This is a genomic window from Acidobacteriota bacterium, from assembly GCA_028875575.1.
Classification (GTDB): Bacteria; Acidobacteriota; Terriglobia; order Versatilivoradales; family Versatilivoraceae; genus Versatilivorator.
Map to the genome: position 1 here is coordinate 12,203 of JAPPDF010000096.1, position 19,291 is coordinate 31,493.

Annotated in this window: 18 protein-coding genes; 8 read left to right on the forward strand and 10 right to left on the reverse strand. The window is 61.7% G+C overall.

Going from position 1 to position 19,291, the window contains the following annotated elements:
* Positions 1–549: 549 nt before the first annotated feature.
* The 3 genes from OXI69_16075 (at position 550) to OXI69_16085 (ending at position 2,636) form a co-directional block, all read left to right on the forward strand.
* A complete protein-coding gene (locus OXI69_16075; GenBank protein ID MDE2667660.1) occupies positions 550–1,929 on the forward strand; it encodes an MFS transporter in 1,380 nt (459 codons plus the stop codon).
* 72 nt (positions 1,930–2,001) lie between these two features.
* On the forward strand, positions 2,002–2,232 hold the full coding sequence (locus OXI69_16080) for a hypothetical protein (GenBank protein MDE2667661.1): 231 nt from the start codon (positions 2,002–2,004) through the stop codon (positions 2,230–2,232).
* A complete protein-coding gene (locus OXI69_16085; protein ID MDE2667662.1) occupies positions 2,229–2,636 on the forward strand; it encodes a type II toxin-antitoxin system VapC family toxin in 408 nt (135 codons plus the stop codon). Before OXI69_16080 ends, OXI69_16085 begins: the two co-directional genes overlap by 4 nt.
* 81 nt (positions 2,637–2,717) lie before the next feature.
* On the opposite strand, the gene OXI69_16090 is transcribed toward OXI69_16085, so the two are convergent.
* The 3 genes from OXI69_16090 to OXI69_16100 all read right to left on the reverse strand — a co-directional run bounded on the left by OXI69_16090 (position 2,718) and on the right by OXI69_16100 (position 4,845).
* A complete protein-coding gene (locus OXI69_16090; protein ID MDE2667663.1) occupies positions 2,718–3,116 on the reverse strand; it encodes a type II toxin-antitoxin system VapC family toxin in 399 nt (132 codons plus the stop codon).
* On the reverse strand, positions 3,116–3,370 hold the full coding sequence (locus OXI69_16095) for a type II toxin-antitoxin system VapB family antitoxin (GenBank protein MDE2667664.1): 255 nt from the start codon (positions 3,368–3,370) through the stop codon (positions 3,116–3,118). The genes OXI69_16090 and OXI69_16095 overlap by 1 nt, the downstream gene beginning before the upstream one ends.
* A 173-nt stretch (positions 3,371–3,543) precedes the next feature.
* Positions 3,544–4,845 (reverse strand): PQQ-like beta-propeller repeat protein, encoded by a 1,302-nt coding sequence (locus OXI69_16100; protein MDE2667665.1) that lies wholly within the window; start codon positions 4,843–4,845, stop codon positions 3,544–3,546.
* A 322-nt stretch (positions 4,846–5,167) separates the two neighbouring features.
* On the opposite strand from OXI69_16100, the gene OXI69_16105 reads away from it, so the two are divergent.
* Both OXI69_16105 and OXI69_16110 read left to right on the forward strand, forming a co-directional pair.
* Positions 5,168–6,853, forward strand: coding sequence for a gamma-glutamyltransferase (locus OXI69_16105; protein MDE2667666.1), 1,686 nt, complete (start codon positions 5,168–5,170; stop codon positions 6,851–6,853).
* Positions 6,854–6,987: 134 nt separating this feature from the next.
* Entirely contained in the window at positions 6,988–7,434 is a 447-nt protein-coding gene (locus OXI69_16110; protein MDE2667667.1) for a DUF2141 domain-containing protein, read from the forward strand.
* 33 nt (positions 7,435–7,467) lie between these two features.
* On the opposite strand, the gene OXI69_16115 is transcribed toward OXI69_16110, so the two are convergent.
* Complete coding sequence (locus OXI69_16115; GenBank protein MDE2667668.1) at positions 7,468–8,586, reverse strand: FAD-dependent oxidoreductase; 1,119 nt, start codon at positions 8,584–8,586, stop codon at positions 7,468–7,470.
* Positions 8,587–8,718: 132 nt separating this feature from the next.
* Here OXI69_16115 and OXI69_16120 point away from each other — a divergent pair, with 132 nt between their 5' ends.
* Positions 8,719–9,594 carry a sugar phosphate isomerase/epimerase gene (locus tag OXI69_16120; GenBank protein ID MDE2667669.1) on the forward strand — a complete coding sequence of 292 codons (876 nt, stop codon included), beginning with the start codon at positions 8,719–8,721 and terminating at the stop codon, positions 9,592–9,594.
* A 10-nt stretch (positions 9,595–9,604) separates the two neighbouring features.
* Here the strand turns inward: OXI69_16120 and OXI69_16125 are convergent, their stop codons facing one another.
* Both OXI69_16125 and OXI69_16130 read right to left on the reverse strand, forming a co-directional pair.
* Positions 9,605–10,027 carry a Rieske (2Fe-2S) protein gene (locus OXI69_16125; protein MDE2667670.1) on the reverse strand — a complete coding sequence of 141 codons (423 nt, stop codon included), beginning with the start codon at positions 10,025–10,027 and terminating at the stop codon, positions 9,605–9,607.
* Entirely contained in the window at positions 10,020–11,165 is a 1,146-nt protein-coding gene (locus OXI69_16130; protein ID MDE2667671.1) for an amidohydrolase family protein, read from the reverse strand. The genes OXI69_16125 and OXI69_16130 overlap by 8 nt, the downstream gene beginning before the upstream one ends.
* Before the next feature lie 822 nt (positions 11,166–11,987).
* Between OXI69_16130 and OXI69_16135 the strand changes: the two genes are divergently transcribed.
* Positions 11,988–13,187, forward strand: a complete 1,200-nt coding sequence (locus tag OXI69_16135; protein ID MDE2667672.1) for an integrase arm-type DNA-binding domain-containing protein — start codon at positions 11,988–11,990, stop codon at positions 13,185–13,187.
* A 599-nt stretch (positions 13,188–13,786) separates the two neighbouring features.
* Here the strand turns inward: OXI69_16135 and OXI69_16140 are convergent.
* The 3 genes from OXI69_16140 to OXI69_16150 all read right to left on the reverse strand — a co-directional run bounded on the left by OXI69_16140 (position 13,787) and on the right by OXI69_16150 (position 15,714).
* On the reverse strand, positions 13,787–14,104 hold the full coding sequence (locus OXI69_16140) for a hypothetical protein (GenBank protein ID MDE2667673.1): 318 nt from the start codon (positions 14,102–14,104) through the stop codon (positions 13,787–13,789).
* Positions 14,105–14,112: 8 nt separating this feature from the next.
* Entirely contained in the window at positions 14,113–15,069 is a 957-nt protein-coding gene (locus OXI69_16145) for a hypothetical protein (protein MDE2667674.1), read from the reverse strand.
* An 87-nt stretch (positions 15,070–15,156) separates the two neighbouring features.
* Positions 15,157–15,714: a sigma-70 family RNA polymerase sigma factor gene (locus tag OXI69_16150; GenBank protein MDE2667675.1), complete on the reverse strand. Its 558-nt coding sequence runs from the start codon at positions 15,712–15,714 to the stop codon at positions 15,157–15,159.
* Between the two features lie 742 nt (positions 15,715–16,456).
* On the opposite strand from OXI69_16150, the gene OXI69_16155 reads away from it, so the two are divergent.
* Entirely contained in the window at positions 16,457–16,645 is a 189-nt protein-coding gene (locus OXI69_16155; GenBank protein MDE2667676.1) for a hypothetical protein, read from the forward strand.
* Between the two features lie 851 nt (positions 16,646–17,496).
* On the opposite strand, the gene OXI69_16160 is transcribed toward OXI69_16155, so the two are convergent.
* A complete protein-coding gene (locus OXI69_16160) occupies positions 17,497–18,834 on the reverse strand; it encodes a DNA polymerase IV (protein ID MDE2667677.1) in 1,338 nt (445 codons plus the stop codon).
* Positions 18,835–19,291 lie beyond the last annotated feature (457 nt).

Below are 19,291 nucleotides of genomic sequence, written 5' to 3' on the forward strand. Positions count from 1 at the left end.
GAGGGATTCACCAAAGGTCGGCAGGGGGGTCAACGAAGGCTACAAGGGACAAAAAGAATTTGTCCACGAAGGGGCCACAAGGACCGTGGCGAAGCCAGTAGGGGGCGCTTCCCACCGCATCGAGACTTACAGGGATTATTAACATCGATGCACAGGATGCACAGGATCTTGTTCAGGAAACGGCCAGCTACCAATGCCGGGAATCCGCAAGTCCGCACCGGATCATCGCCCGAACCAGCTTCTGGTGCAGGAAGCTCTCGTCCTGTTAATCCTGTGCATCCTTTGCATCGATGTTCAATAGGTAGAACACTCTGCTAACGGAAAGCGGTCCGTCTTCCTGACAGGCTATGAAGATTCCTTGTTTCACTCTCGTATGATCCGCCCGGCAGGGGGGGTGGTCTTGCCTGCAAATTCCCCGGCAGCAATCCGAAGTTCCCTTTAGAATGGGAGACGGGAGCACGCCGGCAATCGCACGGGTCCCCTGCCTGAAAGAATGCGCGGGCAGCCCTCCCAAAGCGTCCTTGTGCGAACAGCCCCCTCAGAGACATCTTGGACAAGACCCCCGATCAAAAAGTCGCCCTGGTCATCGCCACCCTGGCCGCCTTCTTCATCCCCTTCATGGGATCCTCGGTGAATATCGCCATACCTACCATCGGCGAGCATTTCGGCATGGACGCGGTTTCGCTGAGCTGGGTGGCCACCTCGTTTCTGCTGGCGGCCGCCATGTTTCTTCTGCCCTTCGGGAGGCTGGCGGACATCCATGGCCGCAAACGCGTCTTTGCCTGGGGTATCGCCATCTACACCCTGGCTTCCTTCCTTTCGGCCATTGCGCCTTCGGGATTGACGCTGATCCTGTTTCGAGGGCTCCAGGGGCTGGGGGGGGCCATGATCTTCAGCACCGGGATCGCGATCCTGACCTCCGTTTACCCGCAGGAGGAGCGGGGCAAGGTGTTGGGTTTCAGCGTGGGGGCCGTCTACCTGGGACTGAGCTTCGGTCCCTCCATCGGCGGGTTTCTGACCGAGCAGTTCGGCTGGCGGTCGGTGTTCCTGGTGCACGTCCCTATCGGACTGCTGATCGTTTCGCTGATCGCGGCCAAGCTCAAGGGGGAGTGGGCCGACGCCCGAGGGGAGAGCTTCGACTGGGTGGGTTCTCTGATCTACACCATTTCACTGATGGGGGTGGTCTACGGGCTCTCCCTGCTGCCCCAAGCGCTGGGAGGCTGGCTGGCCCTGGCCGGAGGCGCCGGGCTGATCCTGTTTGTGGGATGGGAACTGAAGGTCGACAGTCCGCTGATGAACATCAAGCTGTTCCAGACCAGTACCATATTTGCCTACTCCAACCTGGCCGCCCTGATTCACTACAGCGCCACCTTTTCGGTGGGATTCCTGCTGAGCCTCTACCTGCAATACATACAGGGCTACGGGGCCCAGAACGCCGGCATCATCCTGATCGCCCAACCGATCGTGATGGCCGTCTTTTCTCCCTACGCCGGAAGGCTCTCGGACCGCATCGAGCCCAGGATGGTGGCCTCCATCGGAATGGCCTTGACGGCCCTGGGACTGTTCCTGCTGGTCCTGCTCGACAGCGGGACCGGCGTCGGGATGGTCATTGCCAATCTGATCCTTCTCGGAATCGGGTTCGCCCTGTTTTCCTCGCCCAACACCAATGCCGTCATGAGCTCGGTGGACAAGAAATATTTCGGAGTGGCCTCCGGCACCCTGGGGACCATGCGGTTAACGGGGCAAATGCTCAGCATGGGCATCGCCACCCTGATTTTCGCCGTTTATATCGGCAGAGTGCAGATCACGCCCGAGCAGTATCCGATGTTTCTGAAAAGCACCCAGGTGGCCTTCCTGATTTCCGGCCTGCTCTGTCTGATCGGCATCCTGGCCTCCCTGGCCCGGGGGAAATTGCGGGCTGCTGATTGAGGTTGAACATCCGAACGAGGGATCGCCAATTTCAGGCTTGACATGTGGAGAACATGTAAGTAGGTTGTCCACATGTCAAAGATGATTCAGTTGCGGAATGTCCCCGACGATCTTCACCGGGTTCTCAAGTCTCGAGCTGCGTTGGCAGGGAAATCTCTTTCGGACTATCTGATTGCGGAGATTCGGCGTCACGCCGAACGCCCGACCATCGAGGAACTTCGCCTGCGGCTCCTGGCTCGAACCCGGGTTCGTCCGACTGTGCCACCGGCTCAAATGATCCGGGAAGAACGGGACACGCGGTGATTGTTGCAGACGCTTCGGCGGTCCTTGAGTTGCTCTTGGGAACAACTGCCTCGGTTGACATTCAGAGGCGACTTCTTGAGAGCGGAGAGTCTCTGCATGCGCCTCATCTGATTGATCTTGAGATAGCTCAGGTCCTGCGGCGGTACGTACTAATTGGGGAAATGACTCCGCAACGAGGGAAGCAAGCACTGGACGACTTGCCGGATCTGCCGATTATTCGCTACCCGCACGACTTGTTTCTCTCGCGTATTTGGGCACTTCGTCACAACGTAACGGCCTACGATGCGGCCTACCTGGCCCTTGCAGAATCGCTTCCGGCGCCATTGATTACTTGTGACGCTCGATTGGCCGCCACCCTCGGTCATCGAGCGACCGTCGAGCTTGTCCGGACGGGTCGCGCTTGACCATTCATATCTTTACCTCAAGAACGGGGCTCCGAATTCCGTCTGCCTCGAATTTCATGCGGCCCAGAGGGGCTGGTCTCTTCACGCTTCTGCAGCCGACCGAACGTCCGTTTTTGCAAAGTCCTCGCCCTTGAACAGGAGTGGGGCGTCCAGATGCCTGGCTAAGGCGTAGGAGAAGCAGTCGCCGTAGTTCAGGGACGCGCCATGACCGCTGCTCTTGCCGTACCTTCGATAGGCATCGAAGGCAATGTCGGCAATTCGGGGCGCAACCTCCATGACCATCATGCCGCTCTTGAGAAGGAAGGCATCCAACGCCAGGACCGCGCTGTCGCCGGTTCGAGCGAACAAGACTATTCTGGTCTCAAGCAGGCTAGCCGCACTGACATAAGTGGCGGTCGCCGCTTCGATCAATTCATTGAACTGGCGGCGTTCCGGTTCGTCGTTCATGATGGCGACGAGTGCCGATGTGTCGACAACCATCAGTCGGGAAGCCCCCGTTCGTCGTAGCCGATGATCTCTTCGGCACTCCGCCTGTCGTGGCGAGGCAACCCGGCGCAATGCAGGGCAATGTGGTCCAGTTCATCGGCAAGCCGGACGGCACGGCGGGTTTTTTCTACCTGCTCCAGTCTCTCCAGCACAGCCCGTTTGACGGCTTGGGTCAACGATTCTCCGGTCAGGGATGCGAGCCGTCTGGCCAAGGCGTGTGTGTCGGCGTCCTTGATGTTCAGTGGCATGGATGATTCCTCCATGGTGTAGTTTATGGAGGAAGTACAGAAAATTCAACCAAAGACGTCCTGCCCGCGCCAAGAGCCGGCAGGCTACACGTCACTTCAATCACGACGGAGCCTTCACAAGAATCGTTTCACATGCCAGCGCAACCATGCGGCCTCGATTTCTCCAGCGCTCCTCAGTACTCCAGGCTCGGCGACGCCCCGCCGTTCCTGCTTGCCCGGATGTCGTAGCAGTTGAGCACGCCCTGGTTGCGGATGTAGAGTCTGCCGCCGCTGACCACGGGGTGGGCCCAACTGGGCCAGCCCTGGTCAGCCACCTCGAAGCGCCCTTTCTCCCGATACCCATCCGTCGTGGCTTCGGCCAGGCCCACCACGTTCTTTTCGCTGAACAGGTAGAGATGGCCGTCGGCATAGGTCAACGATCCCTTGCCCACGCTGCGGTCCTTCCACATCACCTTCCCGGTCTCGAATTCCATGCAGGTGAGGATGGCGGCCGAGAACCCGTAGAGATAGCCGTCGACCAGGACGACCCCTCCGTGGTGGTTTCTCATGTCGCGGTTGAAGTAGACCTCCTTGGCCTCCATGGACCCGTTGTCGGCCTTGAGTTGAAGCAGCGCGCATCCGGTGCCGTAGTCGGAGCTGTAGAAGGCCTGGTCCTGGTAGAGGATTGGCGTGGTGACGTTGGCGGTGCGGTTGGCCACCGGCTCATAGCGCCACAACAGTTGGCCGTCCTCGGCTCTCAGTCCCACGGCCGCGGCAGCGGTAAAGGCCAGCAGGGTGCGGATGCCCTGGACTTCAGCCACCACGCAGGAGGAGTAGCCGGCCCGGTCGCTGAGTTCCTTGCTGGTCCAGATGGTCTCTCCGGTATTCTTGTTCAGAGCCACCAGGCTGGCCTGATCCCCGCCGGGCATCACGATCAGCCGGTCGCCGTCGACCAGGGGGGACTCGCTGATGAGCCACCTGGGATTCTCGCCCTTGAAATCCTTGAGGATGTTGCGGTGCCACAGGGTCTTGCCGTCGGCGGTTTGCAGGCAGGCCAGGTCGCCGTTTTCGGTCAGCACGTAGATGCGGTCCTCGTGAATGGTGGGAGTGCCCCGGGGACCGGGTCCGCGGCCGTGGTCCAATCGATCTCCCAGGGATGTAGTCCAGAGGGTCCGGCCGCTGCTTTCCTCCAGGCAAAACAGGGTGCTGTCGTTTTCGCGGGTGCCCTGGGCGAAGATCCGGCCTCCCTGAATGGCGACGCTTCCGTAGCCTTCTCCCAGGTCGGACGTGGACCAGACCAGGGAAGGACCGCCGGCCGGCCACTGCCCGAGCAATCCGGTTTCGGTGGAAAGGCCGGTTCTATCAGGTCCCCGCCACTGGGGCCACAAGCCCTCGGGAAAGGAATTGTTGGAATGGGGAAGCTGTACCTGGCTGCAGGAAGCCAAAACGAGAACAATGGCAAGCAGTGCAGTAATCGGGAGGCCCTTGTGGCTCATGGCGATTCTCCTTTCGCTGAAGATGGCCGCATTGTACACCTTTGCGGCCGGGCTTGGCCTCACTCAATTCGGGGTCGACGGGCCCTTTGCGTCCAGGCCGAACGACCTGTTTTCGACTTGAAACCAGTCCGGTTCCTGCCGGGCGATCGGCGTAGTGGCCGGACGACGTGCGCGGGGCGTCACAATCCCCGGCTGTGGTTTGCGATCGGCCGCAATTGTGATAAGACTTTAGCTAGATTCCCCTGGCCGAGTCCGTGAGCGCGTGGTTGGGGCAGCAGTCCCTGCAGGCTTTTGGCGCGGCCGGGTTCACAGGGAGGTCCTGATGAAGCTGGGATGGATTGGCTTGGTGGGCGTCGCCCTGGCGTTGACCGTCGCCTATTTTCCGAGAGAATCGGAAGAACCATTGGATACTGAAATGAGTTGGAACGCTTCGGGTCATGTCGGGGCGGTGGCCGCGGGCGACAGTCGCGCGGTGGACGCCGGGATCGAGATTCTGCGTGAGGGCGGCAATGCCGCCGATGCCGCCGTCGCCGTCATCCTGGCGCTCAGCGTGACCGACTACGGGCAATACTGCATCGGTGGAGAGGTCCCGTTTCTCATTTACGACACCCGGCGTGAGGCCGTGGAGGTGCTCTCGGGTCAGGGAGCGGCCCCCAAGCTGGCGACGCTGGAGCATTTCAGCAAGATCGGCGGGATTCCGGAGGGAGGGGATCCCAACAACCTCCAGGCTGCGGCAGTCCCGGCAGTCATCGACCTGTGCGTGACCGCGCTGGAGCGGTACGGCACCCGAACCTTTGCCCAGGCCGCCCGCCCCGTGGTGGAGATCCTGGACGCCGGTCAGGAACCCTGGCACCCGAAACTGGCCGGAACGCTGCGGCGCCTGATCGAGGCCGAAACGCAGGCCGAAGGAGATCGGCTTCAGGGACTGCGCGCCGTATCCGACCGCTTCTACCGGGGAGACATCGCCGAAGAGTTGGATGCCTGGTACCGGAAGCATGGCGGACTGCTGCGGAAGGAGGACCTGGCCGCCCACCGGACCTGGGTGGAGGAGCCGGTTGCCATCGACTATCGGGGCTATACCGTCTGCAAGGCCGGGGCCTGGACCCAGGGGCCCTATCTCTCCCAAACGCTTCGATTGCTGGAGGGGTACGACCTCCGGCAAATGGGCCATCTTTCGGCCGACTACATCCACGTGGTCGCCGAGGCCATGAAGCTGGCGCTGGCCGACCGCGATCGCTACTACGGCGATCCGCGTTTTGTGGAAGTGCCTCTGGACAGCCTCCTGTCGGATCCCTACACGCTTTTGCGCCGACCGCTGATCGACCTCGCCAAGGCCTCGCTCGAGGTTCGCCCGGGAGATCCCTACGGCATGCGTCCGATCCAGGTGTCCAGCAAGCAGGTTCCACGCAGTGTCGGCGAGTCCAGCGATACCACCACCTGCGTGGTGGCCGACCGTTGGGGCAACGTGGTGGCGGCCACCCCCAGCGGATGGGGCAGCCAGGTGGATGAAGGCGGAAGCACGGGCGTTACCCACGGGACCCGCCTGGTCAGCCTGAATACCTGGGAGGGACACCCCAACGTGGTGGCTCCCGGCAAACGGCCCCGTATCACATTGACGCCCACCATCGTTCTCAAGCAGGGCAAGCCGGTCATCGCCATCAGCGTGGCCGGGGGCGATCATCAGGACCAGGTGAGCCTGCAGTTGCTGCTGGACGCCATCGAATTCGGGATGGAGCCGGCTCGGGCCGTCACCGTTCCACGCTTCGCCACCGCTCATCACACGGGATCCTTCAGCCAGCCTGCTCCCCAGTTGGGAAGCCTGAGCCTCTATGAGGGCACTGACCAGGGGGTAGCCGACGATCTCAAGAGCCGCGGCCACCGCCTGCAATTCGTGGAGCGGGTGGCCAGTCCGGTCATGCTTCAGGTGGACCCGGAAGAGGGAACGGTTCTGGTGGCCGGCGATCCCAAGGCGGGCCGCCACGCCGCGGCATTGGAGAGTGAGGAGTGATGCAGGTCAAGCGCGCCCACGAATTCCGCCGTGCTCGCCGCGGATTCTCGGAGTGGAAGCGTTCTCGGTTGAATCATTGGCCTGACCCTCAACCAGTTTTGGTACTCGTCTCATTCAGGGGAAGGAACAGGCCCATGCGACACTCAATTCCCGTTTCAGTTGCCCTCCTGCTGCTGTTTTCCAGCATCCCCGAATCCCTGTTTGCGGCCTCCAGGGTAGCTGTCACCGTCAACAAGGTCAGGCCCGGAAGGGGAAAGTTGCACATTACGCTGGTCAACAAGGCACAGTTTCTGATGCGGAAGAAGTTGAAAAAGCCCTTGCAGAAAGGCATCGTCAAGCCATTGGGCAAGTCGGTTCAGTATGAGTTCCAGGATGTGCCCCCGGGGGATTACGCGGTTCAGGTGCTGCAGGACTTCGACGAAGACGGATTTATGACCGACAACTGGCTGGGTCTTCCTAAAGAGCCTTGGGGGATGTCCAACAATCCGCCCGTCGGACTCGGTGGGCCGAAATGGGAGCGCGCCAAGTTTACCGTCACCGAGAGCTCCGAGGTGGTGAAGGTCAGCCTTGACTTGAGATAGATCGGGAAAGCGAGGGTGCAACCCCTTTGCCCCTCAGTGGAACCGACCCGGAGAGAACGCGGCGGGGGCCGCGCCGGAAGGCTCTCGCAGGACCAGGCTGGCGGCCAGAAGTCCTACCGAGTAGCTGGCGGCCACACCGTGCCCTGCCAGCCCCGCCAGCCAGAAGAACCCCTCCACCGAAGAGTCCCATCCCACTACCAATCGACCGTCGGGAGCCAGGGTTCTGAGTCCGGCCCAGGATCGCCGAATGGGCAGGTCGGCCAGCCTGGGGTAGTAGCGGGTCACCTTGTCGGCCAGCATTTGCAGGGCTGCCGGATCGTCTGCCGCAAGACCGGGTTCTTGAGCTTCTTCGTCACATGGGCAGAGGAGAAGGCCGCCCGATTCGGGGCGAAAGTAGAGGTCCCGGCTGAGGTCCCAGACGATGGGCCATTGGGACTCGACCCAGTCCAGGGGCTCGGTCACGAACAGATGGCGGCGGTAGGGAACCAGCGGAACCGGAGAGGCCCCGGCCAATTGCCCGATCTGTCGGGCCCAGGCGCCGGCCGCGTTGACAACAATATCGGCTTTTATTTCTTCGGATTCGGTTTGGACGCCGCAAACCCTGCCCTGGCGGACCACAATCCGGCGCAGCGGGCTCGAAGTTTTCAGCCGGGCTCCCAGCGAGGCTGCCGCCTTCAGATAACCTTGCAGGAGGTTGTGGATGTCGACCACCCCGTCGGTCGGGCACCACAAGCCCCCCTCGGCCGGAGAACCCTCCAGGATCGGCACGGCCTCGACGATGCGTTCGATGGGCCACCATTCCGCCGGCACCCCGCGTTCGCAACTGCGGGCGCCGTCCTGCTTCAGCCTGGCCGAGTCCCCGGCCGAGGCCAGCAAGAAGGAGCCATTCTGTTCGAAGTGGGTTTCGAGCGGCCAATCCCGGGGCAGATTGCGAAGGAAGGCCGCTCCCCCTCGGGCCAGGGCGGCAATGGATTCGTGAGGCACCACTTGGCGCACCATGGCCGCGTTTTGTCCCGAGGCATGCATCCCGGGAACCTCTTCCTGTTCCAGGATGGTGACCCGTTCCATGCCCATGCGGGCCAGGTGAAAGGCCGTGGCTGCTCCGGCAAACCCGGCGCCCACCACCACAATGGAGGGCTGATGGTTGCTCACGGGAAGAATCCGATGTTGAGGTTCAGAAACGGCCGCCCGCGCGCACTCGTGCCGGGAGTGTTCCTTGCGGGCGGCCGTCCGCTATTGAGATAATGCAGTTCCAGCTAGTCCGTTCGCGAAAGGAACTCTGCCATGAAATTCGCCATGCACAACTGGATGCGCCAGGAATCCATTGAAACCACTATCGAGCGCCTCCACCGCCTCGGTTATGACGGGATCGAGATCAGTGGAGAACCGACCCAATATGATACAAGCCAGGTCGCCCGATTGCTGGAAAAGTACCAGTTGGCTTGCTGGGGCTCACACAGCATCATGATGCCGGGGCGGGACCTGGTATCCGAGGAGGCATCGGTTCGGGCCGAAACAGTGAAGTACATGCAGGCCTGCGTGCGCATGGTTCATGAGCTTGGCGGGTCGATTTTCGTGATTTTCCCCAGTGAGTGCAACCGGCTCGCGCGGGTGGCCGGTCCGGACCAGGAATGGAGGTGGGGGATCGAAGGGGTCCGCCAGATTGCCGAATATGCTGCCGAGCGCGGTATTCGCGTCGGTGTCGAAGCCCTGAACCGGTTCGAGACCCATTTCATCAACCGCCACGATCAGGCCCTGGCGCTGGCCGACGAGGTGGGGCCGGAAGTGGGCGTGGCTCTGGATGCCTTTCACATGAACATCGAGGAAGTCGACCCCCTGCAGGCCATACGCAACGTGGGCTCGCGCCTGATCGATTTCCACGTTGCCGACAACAACCGGCGGCCGCCGGGACAGGGAAGCTACGACTGGAAAGCAGTGATCCGGACCCTGCGAGAGGTGGGGTACGACTCCTATCTCACCCAGGAATTTGTCAATCCCGTCGATCGAACCCCCCTTGGAGTCCGGAAGGAGGCCGGGTCGGGAGAGGTCTCCGCCGACATGCTGAAATTCCTGCAGGATCACGGATCGGGCGTGATCAGCACCGAGGAGTACGACGAATCGGTCCGGCAAGGCATTACCTACCTGAAAACGCTCGTGTGAAGGGCGCCTGTCACACGTGCAGAACGATCCATTGGCGTTCCACCGTCACCGGAAAGGTCTCCACACTGGGTTCATTCTCCGCCCGGGATCCTGAACGGGCGGGTTCCACCGTTACCGGATAGACCTTCAGCTTCACCCCGTCCGGCTTGTGGACCGACCTGCCGGTTGTCACATCGAACTCCCACCCGTGCCAGGGACAGCGGATGATTCGGCCCTCGAGGCCGTAGCGAAACTCCCCTACCGGAGAGGGAAGCATGGTGCCGGTCACTTGCCCCAGGCAGAGGGGGCCTCTCTGGTGGGGGCAGAGGTTGAGCAGCGCGTGGTAGCTGCCCCCGATGTTGAAGACACCGATGGAACGCCCGCGGGCATCCACGATCTTGCGCTCTCCCGGCTGCAGTTCCTCGGTGGTGCACACCCGGTACCGCTTAGCCATTCCTTTGCTCCTCGACGTCCGGGGCTTGGTTTTCCAAGCTGTAGAGTTCCTGGGCATTTCGCCAGAAAATGCGTTCACCCAGCTCTTTTGGTACTTTGGGAAAGGCCGCCAAAGGAGAATCGAAGTCCCAATGGGGATAGTCGCTGGCGAACATCAGGACACGGTCGGCTCTCATCATCTCGAACAGCTCCAGCAACTGTGAGGTCCTGGGGGGCTCCTCAATGGGCTGGCTGGTGAAGCGCACGTGCTCCAGAATGGTCTCGCTGGGCAGACGCTTCAACCAGGGGGTTTGAATGCGCAAGGCCTTGTAGTTCTTGTCGAAGCGCCACATCAAGTGAGGGACCCAGCCGAAGCCGCCTTCGATGCATACGAACTTGAGCCCGGGGAATTTCTCGAATACCCCTTCGGATACCAGGCTGACCAGTTGGGCCATGTAGCTCTGACTGATGTTGGTGTGTTTTTCGAAGTAGCTGGACGGGTACCCGGCCGAGGTGGGCGGCCCGGAGATCCCAGATCCCTCGTGGCCGGGATGTATGGCCACCGGCAGGTTGCATTCCTGAGCGGCCTCGTAGATGGGGTGGTAGAAGGGATTCCCGTAGGGGATGCGCGAGGCCGAGGTCATGATGGTCTGCTTGATGCGCGGGTGCCCGCCCAGGCGGCGGATTTCCCGGGCCGCCGCGGCCGGGTTCTGGGGCGCGATCGCCAGGGAGCCGAACAGGCGCGGGTCCTCGCCAAGCCAGGCTTCGATCAGCCAGTCGTTGTAGGCTCCAGCCATCACCGGGGCGTAGTAGTAATCGGCCGAGGTGCCGATGCCCACGATCTCGGCGCCCGTCAGGATGGCGTAGTCGATGTCGTAAGCGTCCAGCAGTTGCTTGCGCATCGTCCGGTAGCAGGATCCGGGAGGCCCGCCCCTGGGAGGGAAGGCGTCGCGCCGCAGCACCCCGATCGGATTGGCGTAACCGGTGCCGGCCGTGTCCGGAATGGGAAATCCGCGCTCGCGCATGCCGGCGGGCAGATAGGGCTTGAGATCGTTCCAGCAGCGGGGTTGGTTGTGGACGTCGGTGTCGATCAGCGACAGGCGGCGGCCTCGCTTCCTGCCGGCCTTTTTCGTGGGATCGGCGTTGTCTTGGTGCCCCATCGTCTTTCCGGTGGTTGCCAAATGAATGGGAATGAGCGGCCGCTGTCGCTCATTTCCGATGCTGCAAGAATCTACCGCTCCCGGCATTTTCCCCCGATCCGGACCCAAAAGACAACGGCTTCCCGCATCCGGCTTGCTGGAAGCAAACGCCGGCGCCGGATGTCGGGAGCCGGTTCAAAGGCAAGCAGGGCCAAAGTTTTTATTCACATCGATGCACAGGATGCACAGGATTTTTTCTGGAGACGGGCGGGGGGCGTGCACGCGGGCAAACGGGAGCTTCCCAAAGGGAGCTTGTCGGCTTTCAGAGAAGTCGCCGGACGGATATTCCCCCAACCGCACGACCGGGTGGAAACCCCCGGGAGCGCGGGCGTCCCGCCCGCATGCACTCCCGTTCGGTTCCGCTGAGTTTCCCTGCGATGCGGCACCCGGCCACCCTGCCGGCAGGTACGGCATGTGCTCGGCCGAAGTAGAGTCCTGGCGCCGTTGCCGGTCGAGCCAGGTGGAGGAGATGAACGAGGCTGCGGGAAGACTTGTGCGGGCGGGACGCCCGCGCTCCCGGGGGGGCTTCATTCCCTGACGTCGTCGTACTTGATCCGCAATCAGGTGGCAGTCCCCTATGCCCCGTGGGACCTGTTCGAACTTCGGCGCGTCTTGATGGACGACTGGGCATGCCATTGCCAGCAAGATCCATCGTCGTCCATTTAAGTCTATAACGGACTGTATATTCAGTGATTTAAAACAATACACCATGAATCAGCCTGGCCCGTAACTTCCCTTGCAATCCATAATCAACCCCCATATAATAGGGGGATGCATACTGTAATGGATCCCGCCCACACTCCGCGAAAAACCAAACCCAGGGGCTGCCATCCCGACAAGGCCCTGTCGGCTCCCTTCCTGCGTTCCGCTCCGCCGGGAAGACACGCCGACGGCAACGGGTTGTACCTGTTCGTGCAGCCCAGCGGAACCCGGAGCTGGATTCAGCGGCTGGTCGTTCGCGGCCGACGCCGCGAGCTAGGTCTCGGCAGCGTCCGGTTGGTCTCGCTGGCCGAGGCCCGCGAAAAGGCGCTGGCCAACCGCAAGCTCGCCCGTGAAGGTGGAGACCCCCTGGCCGAGAAGCGCCGCGCCGAAGGCATACCGAGCTTCTCGGAAGCCGCCGCGCGCGTGCTGGAACAGAAGCGGGCCGGCTGGCGCAGCCGGAGTCACGCGCAGAGCTGGCTGAGCGGCATGGAACGCTACGCCTTCCCGCGCATCGGGAAGATGCCGGTCTCTGAGGTGTCGAGCGCCGACGTGCTGGAGATTCTCTCGCCGATATGGCACGTCAAGCCGGATATGGCCGGGAAGCTGCGCCAGCACATGCGGGCGGTGTTAGAATGGGCCGTGGCGATGGAGCTTCGCCTCGACAACCCCTGCGACCGCGTGGGACCGGTCCTGGGGCCTCAACACAAGGTGGTCGAGCACATGCGGGCCTTGCCTCACGGCAAGGTGCCGGCGGCCATCCGGACGGTGCGGGCATCGACGGGAGCGCCGGGCGTCAAGCTGGCCTTCGAGTTTCTAGTGCTCACGGCGGCCAGGTGGGGCGAGGTGCGATGGGCCGAGTGGTCGGAGATCGATCGAGACGAGGGTGTGTGGACCCTCCCGGCGAAGCGGACGAAGGCGAACCGCCGGCACCGGGTGCCGCTGTGTGGACGTGCCCTGGAGATCCTTGAGGCGACGCGGGCGCTCGGGGACGGAACCGGTACACTGGTGTTCACCGGCCGGCCCGGGAGAGCGATCGAGGAGAAGCAGCTGCGCCGGCTGCTCGGGAAGCACAAGATCGCAGCCGTACCGCATGGGTTCCGATCCAGTTTCCGGGACTGGGCGGCCGAGGCAACCGACCATCCCCGCGAGGTCATCGAGGCGGCCCTGGCGCACGTGGTCCGGAACAGGGTCGAGGCGGCCTATGCGCGCTCGGACCTGTTCGAGCGCCGGCGCCGGCTCATGGACGATTGGGCCGGCTACCTGGCTGCCCCGGCTGGCTGATCCACCGTTCAGCAGCGCTCGATGGCCTTCCCACCACCAGCACCCCTCTCGTGCGGCGCGCCCGGCGAGGCGGCGGGGACAGCGGGGCCGGTCCGCAACGCGTAATAAAGGAGAGCCAGCCTACCCAGTGTCATACACTGGGGCTGGCGAGGGGCTCCGCCCCTTCGAACCCCGACCGGGGGGAGTTCCCCCCTGCCCCCCATCACCCCCGCCGCTCCCTTCTCTCACTCCCATAACGGAGGCCTCGATGACGCGACAAGCGACACCGACGGGGCTGTTGCGGCGTTTCGGGGAAGCATTCGACCACAACGGCGAGGGCTCCGTCCTCTGAGAGAAAGGGGTTGTGGGTAGCAGGATCCCCGTCATGTTAGACCACCCCCCGTGGGAAAGTCGGGGCCAACCATCCCGGCCCCACGCACGAAGGGGAACCGCGCACACCGGGTCCCGCTGTGCCGTAGCGCCCTGGAGGTCCTGGAGGAGGCGCGGGCGCTCAGCTCCTGACACTTTCGGTGCCCAAAAACGTGCCATTTTCAATGCCCAAAACCCTGCAATTTTCGATGCCCATTGACAGTTGGGAATCGCCGCCTACCAGGCAAAGCTCACGGACTTAGTGGGAATCTGGATATCTCTGAATAGAGATCCGCAAAGAACCAGGCGTTCCCGGCAATGAGCGACAGGCTAGTTGTCCTGCCAGGTAACCCGTTAAGCCAGCGAATAGCCAGTGCCGCCAGCAGATAGGCACCAACCGGAAACAATCCCCAAACCTCGAATCTCGGAGTCAACGCAAGGTATGCGGAGGCCGGCAGAATAAGCGCCGCCGCCACAAGTAACAGGGTGGTCTTTCGCAGGAGCGCTCCGGCAAAGGCGACCAGAATACTGAGCGGCACGGACATCCAAAAGAACAGGCTGACTATCATGTTTCTCCTCAGCAGTTGGCGTAACCAATGAGCTCATACCCGTAGATTAGCCAAGAGAACTCTCCCCAATCTCTGTGACTGGTGCTCCATCTGGCCCAGCCGTTGTCGTGGCGCACTTCCGCTTTCTGTAATACCCAGGTCGCCACATCATCGTCTCCGAAGTCGTAGTTGTATGATCGGTTCCACGTTGTGTAGCGTGAACGGTAGGAGTTTACAAAAGAACTGCCACGGCACGAATCTACAAACCAGCTCGTGCCGATAGGGGTATTGGGATTGGCCCAGCATTCCCCACCTCCAACCGAGATGTAACTGCCATCCCCAGGGTAGTACCAACGAGCCCAACTGGTCGTATACGTTAGCATGTACTTAGGTGGGTCGTAGGTGACGATCGTGGTGGTGGCGCGTCCCAGGCATTCTGGATAGCTGGCACTGTTTTGTCGCTCTTCCTCGTCCATCTCGTCCAGGTCCGCCGTTACTCCCAACTTGATGCTGTAGACTTTAGCGATTTCCTGCTGCAGCCTCGACAGGCTGGGGCCATCTTGAGGCAGCTCTGCCGCAATTGCCCCATGAAGGCGCTGGGCATCCGCGTTTACATCCCACGTCATGTTCATGGTGCGATATGTGTTGGTGCGTGTATCGACCATCCAGAAGAAGTCCTGGATATCGCCCCCGTGCTGGCCTTCGATATTGACGACTCGGTACCCATTCTCTGTGCCCAGAGCGACAGACCTCAGAACAAAGTCGGTGCTGGAATGGGGCGCCAACGGAACCGGTGTGACTTGAACCGTAAGCCGAATCGCCTCATCCATTCGCGCCCGGGATCCGCTGTCGCGTTCATAACCCCACTCGTGGGCGCCGCTTTGAGTCCAGGCGTTGCCGGCAAGCAACGTCAGACAAAGCACCACTGAAAGAGAAAGGGACATGAACCGAGCGTAAGGTGACTTGTGGTGTTTTGTGACTCTCATGACCTCCTCCTTTGGGTTGCAACTGTTGGTATCGAGTCAAGCGGTATGTCCGCCTGATGCCCTATAAACGATTGAGGAGGCAATCGGTCACAACTTTTTTTCGATGCGAGTACTCAGCAAGCGGATGGCGCGATGCAGGCGGGTTCCCACACTCGAGCGGGAGATATGAAGGCGACAGGCGATTTGCTGGTTCGAAAGACGTTGGTTGGTGTGCAACTCAAGGACTCGGCGGTAGGTATCGGGCAGCATCTTCACCATCTCTGCCAACAGGGTCATCAACTCCTTTTCCTGAGCAATCACTTCCGGATTCGGAGCCAAGTCAAATATGTCTCTCTGAGCGACTTCACGGCGCCGCGCGCGGCGCACGTCTTTAGCCGTGTTGTGGACGATCTTTTTCACCCAGGGACAGGCCTTGGGTTTGTCGAAGCGGGTGTGGCCTATGGATTGAAGGATCTTGATCCAACTGGTCTGCAACACGTCTTCGGCGAGGCTATCGTCACCAGCCACTCGACTCGCCAGCGGTGTAAACCGCCTGGAGCAACAGACAATCCATCCCTCCAGATCTCTTTCCAGCAGCGGACATCCCTCGGCGGCCTGCTTCAGCTCGGGGGTGGGAATGACGTGGAAGTCATCAGATGGGTTCATTCATTACCCCCCAGCCCTGTGTCCCTTTGAGCCTATCGTTTTTCAGCCGTCAAGCGTTTGACAGGCTGCTGAGAACAAACGTGACCACTCATTGGGGAATCCCCAGCGACCGGCAGGAACACGGTTGCCGCTCCGGGTAGGAGCGGGGGTGTAAGGTGGACGACACCCCCTATCCTTTAATGCCTCGTCTCTGAGTCAGCGGCGGTGGGCCTTGCCGCCGCTCCCTGCCGTACCATAGGTGAGGACCAATCCAGATCACGGAGATAACGAAGATGCTGACAGTTCCCAAAACGGCCATAGACATTCGAGTTCCATTCAGGTTCAAAGGGACTCAGACGAAAGATCTTTCCTTTCCGGATCGACCGGCGCGGCGTCACGCAGGGGTTTGCCCTTTGAGGAGGCATTTGCACGGGCTGTTCCCTGGCGGCACAGGCGAAAATTGCGCCGGAAATGGACGTAGAGTCCGACCCGATAGCCCGTTTCTCCTAATCCGACCAGAGCTTGCCTGGTCTCCCCTTCGCCAGCATGGCATCGAGAATCAGATAGTTAGCTTACAGAAGATTTTGTGAATCAGGTGTGATAGTCTTGCTGTTTTCAGTGAAATTTTAGTAATTGTTCAGCAGAACGGCGCGAAAACGGCCGGCGGGACTACGGTAGTTTCGCGCATTCCTGCATCCCACGTTCCCTGGTTTCGCGCCGGAGGCGCCGGCTGCGTTCTGAAGCGGGAAAGGAGTTGGGAGCGTTGAACAACCAAGAAGAACCAGAGCGGGAGATCGAGGCGCTATGGGAGTCCATCTCCAGGCTGAGCGCCGCAAACCTGCGAATCAGCGAAAGTTCCGACCTCGAAACCGTCCTGCGCGAGGCGCTGGAATCCCTTCGCCAAGGCGTCCATCAACTTCCGCCTCTGGGGTGCACGCCGACGGCGTCGTAGGGGTGAATACTCTACAGAGACCAGGTTATTAACCTGGATGGTGCACACTTTTGACCACCACAACGCTTCTCTCTCAGAGGGCGGAAGCCCTCGCCGTTGTGGTCAAAGACCTTCACGAAACGCCGCATCAGTAGTGCGGCAACACGGAATTCCCGCGTCTGATGTAAAAAGGCGACGCGAGGCTGTGCCGCCTCGCTACCCCCGCCTCGCACGGCGCTCCGCCGCGCCGCACGAAAGCGGTGCAGGTGCCGCCGCCTGTGGGGAAACCGGAATGGCGGTTCGCTCAGTGGGCGGCATTCGGTCGGGGCCAACCGTCGCGACGTAACTGTTCGGTCAAGACGTGGGCTCGACCTCCTGCAGGCTTGTCCTCCATGCCGACCGAGCAACGGACGAAGCGCCCACCTCCATCGGGACTGAGGACAAAGAGCGGAGATGAGACCCGTGGTGTCGGAACGAAAGGGTCGGTTCGCCAGCCGTGTAAAGGGGTTTTGCGGCTAGCGAGCGTCCTCGGCTGGCCTGTCCGGAGGGTGGTCCAGCCGCTGGGCTGGTGGCTCAGCGGCGACACCGGCGCAATGTGGCTTGATCGCTGCAGGGAGGATGCCGATCAACTGTTCTTGCACGGCTTGGCCGAACGGTTACGTACGCCAACGTCCTGAATAGTCCGGTGGAATCCCGTTCAGTAAAAGGGATGCAATGAGGGGATTGTAGCAGGGTGATCAATAGTAAGTATATTGTTATTAATTACTTACGATTGATCAATTATATCTGATGGAACAGTGGGCGGAGTTCCCGGCCGGTGGGAATCGCGAATCGAAGGCCGTGCCGATCCGTTGATGATCGGACCTGTTGACCTACTCCACCTTTGAGGGTCCCTGCCGCTCAAGCTTGATACCGAAGCCTCGGCCCTTGACGACGGCGTCGCCTCCGAACTTCTCCCGCACGGCGTCCAGCGCTTTGTCAACCTTGCTTTGGGTCGACCCAATTCCGCTGAAGAGCTCGCCCTGGACAACCTGACCGGCCTCGACGAGGTCATGAACGCCGATGCCGATCAGGCGGAAGGCACGTCCGTCGGTTTCCCGAACCAGCAGGGGTTCGGCGGCCTGGAATAGTTCTTCGGCTGACCGAGTGGCACCCTGTAGGCGGCGGCTGCGGGTTACGATGCGAAAGTCGGCCGTTTTGAGTTTCAGCGTAACCCCTCTGCCGGCGATACCGGCCTTTTTCATGCGCCGTGCCACCGTCTCGGCAAGCTGCCACAGTATCGGGCGCAGCCCGGCCAACTCGGCGGTGTCCCTGTCGAGGGTGGTCTCCGATGACATGCTCTTGGCCTTGCTCTCGGGGTCGACCCGCCGGTCGTCTTCGCCCCGTGCGCACAACCACAACCGCCGCCCGATCTTGCCGTAACGGGCGACAAGCTCGGCCTCGTCGATGCGGGCCAGCTCGCCAATCAGGGTTATGCCGTCCTCGCGGAGGCGCCGGCCCATGGCCTTCCCCACGCCCCACAACAGGCTGACGGGCTTGTCGGAGAGAAAGGTCCTGGCCTCGGCTCGTCCGATAACGGAGAAGCCGCGCGGCTTGTCCCGATCCGAGGCGATCTTGGCGAGAAACTTGTTGTAGCTGAGCCCGATGGAGGCAGTGATGGAAAGCTCCTCCTCCACGCGGCGCGCCAGCGCCGCCAGAGTCGTCGCCGGGCTGGCACCGTGCAGAGCCTCCGTGCCGGAGAGGTCCATGAAAGCCTCGTCGATGGAGAGCGGCTCCACCAGAGGGGTCAAGTTCCGCATCATCGCCCGGACCCTACGTCCCACCGCGGCATACTTTCTCATATCCGGCTTGATGACGGTGGCGCCGGGGCAGGCTTTCAAGGCCTTGAACATCGGCATGGCCGAGTGCACGCCCTGGGCACGGGCGATGTAGCAGCACGCGGCCACGACACCCCGGTGGTGCCCACCGACGACCACCGGAAGGTCCCGCAACTCCGGCCGGTCGCGTTTCTCGATGGTGGCGTAGAAAGCGTCGCAGTCGAGATGGGCAATGGCGAGACCATGAAGCTCCTTGTGCCGCACGACGCGTGCCGATCCGCACGCCGAGCAGGTTTCGGCCTCGGGGGACGGCCGGTTGCCACAGTCACGGCACAGGGTTTCCACGGCATGATTATCGCACCCGGTAGGCTCCACAGGAAGATGTCCGTTCATGTGCCGGTCAGGTAGGACGATCCGTAACCGCCTTACGGCCGCATCCAGGATATTGCGACTGTCCGTCCAGAATTATCGCCGCCGTCGAGAATCTGACAGAGAGGAAAGTCGGAAATTCGAACCATTTCCCGGGGTCGCGGAGCGGACGTCTTTTCCACGGCCTGTCTTACCCCGCCAGGCGAAACCGCTCAGGCCTGACAAAACCCAACGCGCTGTGAGGACGAACCGGGTTGTCGTGGGTCCGCCAAGCCTCAATGCTACGCCGGGCGACGATTGGCTGATTCACGATTTTGTATTTTCTGGAGCGACTTCACGGCGGTGGGAAACCCGTGCATCCTAAGGTCCTGTTTTCTGGCCCGATCGGGCCAGGAGAACCCACCGATCGGTCCCTTATTGCCCAGGTAGGAGACGCCCGCAGGCCTCCTGCAGCGAGACCCCTCGCCACGGCGCACTTTGC